Origin of the sequence: Helicobacter rodentium ATCC 700285, assembly GCF_000687535.1 — a bacterium.
Lineage (GTDB): Bacteria > Campylobacterota > Campylobacteria > Campylobacterales > Helicobacteraceae > Helicobacter_D > Helicobacter_D rodentium.
Window position 1 is genome coordinate 1 of the sequence record NZ_JHWC01000019.1, and the last position, 4271, is coordinate 4271.

Below are 4271 nucleotides of genomic sequence, written 5' to 3' on the forward strand. Positions count from 1 at the left end.
TTTTACAACACATTGTTAAAGCCTAAAATAAGTAATAACTACAATCACGCAAATAACCAAGATTGTTTTAATGAATTTACATTCATTAAGGCAGTGGCGTTAAAGAATACAAAGTCAGTTAAGCTTGTGAAGGGCAAATGGTGGATGCCTTGGGTAGTAGAGGCGATGAAGGACGTACTAGACTGCGATAAGCTATGGGGAGCTGTCAAGAAGCTTTGAGCCATAGATTTCCGAATGGGGCAACCCAATATGTAGCAATACATATTACCTTAAATGGAGCGAACCTAGTGAAGTGAAACATCTCAGTAACTAGAGGAAAAGAAATCAAACGAGATTCTCTTAGTAGCGGCGAGCGAACGGGGAAGAGGGCAAACCCAATGCTTGCATTGGGGGTTGAGGACTGCAACATCCACTGGAATACTCTAATAGAACATTTTGGAAAGAATAGCCATAGAGGGTGATAGCCCCGTATATGAAAGAGTATTTCTAGGTAGCAGGATCCAGAGTAGGTCAGGGCACGTGAAACCCGGACTGAAGCAGGGGAGACCACTCTCCAACCCTAAATACTACTACTACACCGATAGCGAACCAGTACCGTGAGGGAAAGGTGAAAAGAACCGCAGTGAGCGGAGTGAAATAGAACCTGAAACCATTTGCCTACAATCATTCAGAGCCCTATTGTGAGTCTCATTAAGAAATTAGAGAGGCTTGTCTTTTGAGCTAAAAATGTGTGAGTTCGCTTTTTGCTTGTGCGACAGCCTTAAGGCTAGTCTCCGCGCAAAAAACTTCACAACACACATTTCTCATCTAAAATACTGCGCCATTGGGTGTTTCTTTTTTATAAAACAACAATAGAGAGAATCTTAATCTTTAAGATTCCATTGGAGTTGAATCTCTTAAACTAAGAACAACCAGAAATTCTAGCATTGTGGATAAGATTTGTGGGTTGTGTAGTAAAAACTGCGGAGACTAGCCTTAAGGCTGTCGCACAAAGTTTTTACAAACTCCCACAAAGATTACCACAAGGCGAATTTAGTTTAATTTTTTAGTGAGGCTCACAAGGGTGATGGACTGCCTTTTGCATAATGATCCTGCGAGTTGTGGTATCTGGCAAGGTTAAACTAATGTGAAGCCGTAGCGAAAGCGAGTCTGAAAGGGCGATTGAGTCAGATGCTGCAGACCCGAAGCTGAGTGATCTATCCATGGCCAAGTTGAAAGTGGGGTAACACCCACCGGAGGACTGAACTCGTACCCATTGAAACGGGTTGGGATGAGCTGTGGATAGGGGTGAAAGGCCAATCAAACTCAGTGATAGCTGGTTCTCTTCGAAATATATTTAGGTATAGCCTCAAGTGATAGTAATAGGGGGTAGAGCTCTGATTGGGCTAGGGCTGCTCACCGCGGTACCAACCCCTGTCAAACTACGAATACCTATTACCGTATCTTGGGAGTCAGGCGGTGGGTGATAAAATCAATCGTCTAAAGGGGAACAACCCAGACTACCAACTAAGGTCCCAAAGTTCTATTCTAAGTGGAAAAAGATGTGGAGTTACTCAGACAACCAGGAGGTTGGCTTAGAAGCAGCCATCCTTTAAAGATAGCGTAACAGCTCACTGGTCTAGTGATTCTGCGCTGAAAATATAACGGGGCTAAGATAGACACCGAAGTTGTAGATTGTGCTGATGCACAGTGGTAGAAGAGCGTTCTATACAGCATTGAAGCCATACCGGTAAGGAGTGGTGGAGCGTATAGAAGTGAGCATGCAGGAATGAGTAGCGATAAAAGTGGTGGGAATCCACTTCGCCGAAAATCTAAGGTTTCCTACGCTATGCTCGTCATCGTAGGGTTAGTCGGGTCCTAAGACAAGTCCGAAAGGGGTAGTCGATGGAAAATTGGTTAATATTCCAATACCAATATTAGTGTGCGATGTGGGGACGCATAGGGTCAAGACAAGCTGACGGATAGAAGTGTCAGTCGAAGGGTGCAAGTTAGGAGATTGGTAAATCCGCTCCCGTATCCCAAACCCAACAGGCGTATCAAAACCTTCGGGTAGCGATATGAATTGTTAAGATCGTCGTGCCAAGAAAAGCCTCTAAGTTTAGCTAATATTGCCCGTACCGCAAACCGACACAGGTAGATGAGATGAGTATTCTAAGGCGCGTGAAAGAACTCTCTTTAAGGAACTCTGCAAACTAACACCGTAAGTTCGCGATAAGGTGTGCCATAGCAATATGGTCTCAGCAAAGAGTCCCTCCCGACTGTTTACCAAAAACACAGCACTTTGCCAACTCGTAAGAGGAAGTATAAGGTGTGACGCCTGCCCGGTGTTCGAAGGTTAAGAGGATTAGTCAGTCGCAAGATAAAGCTATGAATTGAAGCCCGAATAAACGGCGGCCGTAACTATAACGGTCCTAAGGTAGCGAAATTCCTTGTCGGTTAAATACCGACCTGCATGAATGGCGTAACGAGATGGGAGCTGTCTCAAAGAGTGATTCAGTGAAATTGTAGTGGAGGTGAAAATTCCTCCTACCCGCGGCAAGACGGAAAGACCCCGTGGACCTTTACTACAGCTTGGCACTGCCGATGGGAGCATTATGCGCAGCATAGGTGGGAGGCTTTGAAATCTTTACTCCGGTAGAGATGGAGCCACCGTTGAGATACCACCCTTAATGTTTCTGTCTGCTAACTAGCTAGAGTTATCCTCTAGTAGGACAATGCCTGGTGGGTAGTTTGACTGGGGCGGTCGCCTCCTAAAAAGTAACGGAGGCTTGCAAAGGTTGGCTCAAAATGGTTGGAAATCATTTGTAGAGTATAATGGCATAAGCCAGCCTGACTGTAAGACAAACAAGTCAAGCAGAGACGAAAGTCGGTCATAGTGATCCGGTGATTCTGTGTGGAAGGGTCATCGCTCAAAGGATAAAAGGTACCCCGGGGATAACAGGCTGATCTCCCCCAAGAGCTCACATCGACGGGGAGGTTTGGCACCTCGATGTCGGCTCATCGCATCCTGGGGCTGGAGCAGGTCCCAAGGGTATGGCTGTTCGCCATTTAAAGCGGTACGCGAGCTGGGTTCAGAACGTCGTGAGACAGTTCGGTCCCTATCTGCCGTGGGCGTAGGAAAGTTGAGGAGATCTGTCCCTAGTACGAGAGGACCGGGATGGACATACCACTGGTGTAGCTGTTGTTCTGCTATGGGCATCGCAGCGTAGCTACGTATGGATGTGATAAACGCTGAAAGCATCTAAGCGTGAAGCCAACTCCAAGATGAACTTTCCCTGAAGGTCGCAGGAAGACTACCTGCTTGATAGGGTAGAGGTGTAAGCATAGTAATATGTTTAGCTGACTACTACTAATAGACCGATTGGCTTAAAATGACTTTTAAAGCCACTGCCTTAATGAGTGTAAAAGCTCAAAGAAAAGAATCCAGTTTATTTGCAAACAATAGTATTACTTTAAAAACTTAAATCTTTAAAGAAAAAGAGATAAAAAAGAATCCAAACTCTTTAAATGGAGAACCTCCTCCTTTATATCCTTATCCTCCATTAGAATCTTGTTGAAAGCTTGGAATCCTTTATCCCTTTCTCTTACGCAATGGAGTCTTTCTTTATCCTAAAGAGATTCCTAAAATAATGGATTATCTTTTATTTTTCTAATCTCTTTCTCTTTTATAAAGAAAGATAAAAGAAAACAAAAGTAGAAATAGAACAAGAAAGAATCCAAAGATTTAAAAAGATTTAAGAGGCTTTCTTTACATTGTCATCTTCGTGCTAATAGAGAAGAGGTTCCACCTAGCTCCATTCCGAACCTAGCAGTTAAGCTCTTCTTCGCTGATGATACTGCTCTTTGCAAGAGTGGTAAAGTAGGACGGTGCGGAGATGAGAGTGTAAAGAGAATTTAGGCTTTCACAAAAGGTTGTAACTGCTATAACAATTAAAATCCCCACAAGAAAGAATCCAAACAACAAAAGAAATTAAAAGAAGTCCCAAAGATTTAAAAAGATTTAAGAGGCTTTCTTTATGTATTGATGAAATGTTTGTTTGTTGGATTAGGAATCTTGATTTGCTTTTTATGTTAAGATTGAATGTTTATTTTTATGGATAAGAGGTTATGAGAGTTATTCTGCTGTGCTTCATAACTCCTTTTATTAGTGTTCTTGCAATCCATCAGTGTGCGTAAAGAAATAATCAACCCATCAAACCACTACAACTTTAATATCTTTGCTGTTTAAAGGGAGAAATAGAATATAGAATATAGAATATAGAATATAGAAT

At 42.9% G+C, this 4271-nt stretch carries 2 rRNA genes; both read left to right on the top strand.

The annotated features are described in order from the left end of the window. Positions 1–117 precede the first annotated feature (117 nt). A 23S ribosomal RNA gene (locus BS85_RS0109785) occupies positions 118–3373 on the top strand. A 387-nt stretch (positions 3374–3760) separates the two neighbouring features. Next, a 5S ribosomal RNA gene (gene rrf, locus BS85_RS0109790) occupies positions 3761–3876 on the top strand. Positions 3877–4271 lie beyond the last annotated feature (395 nt).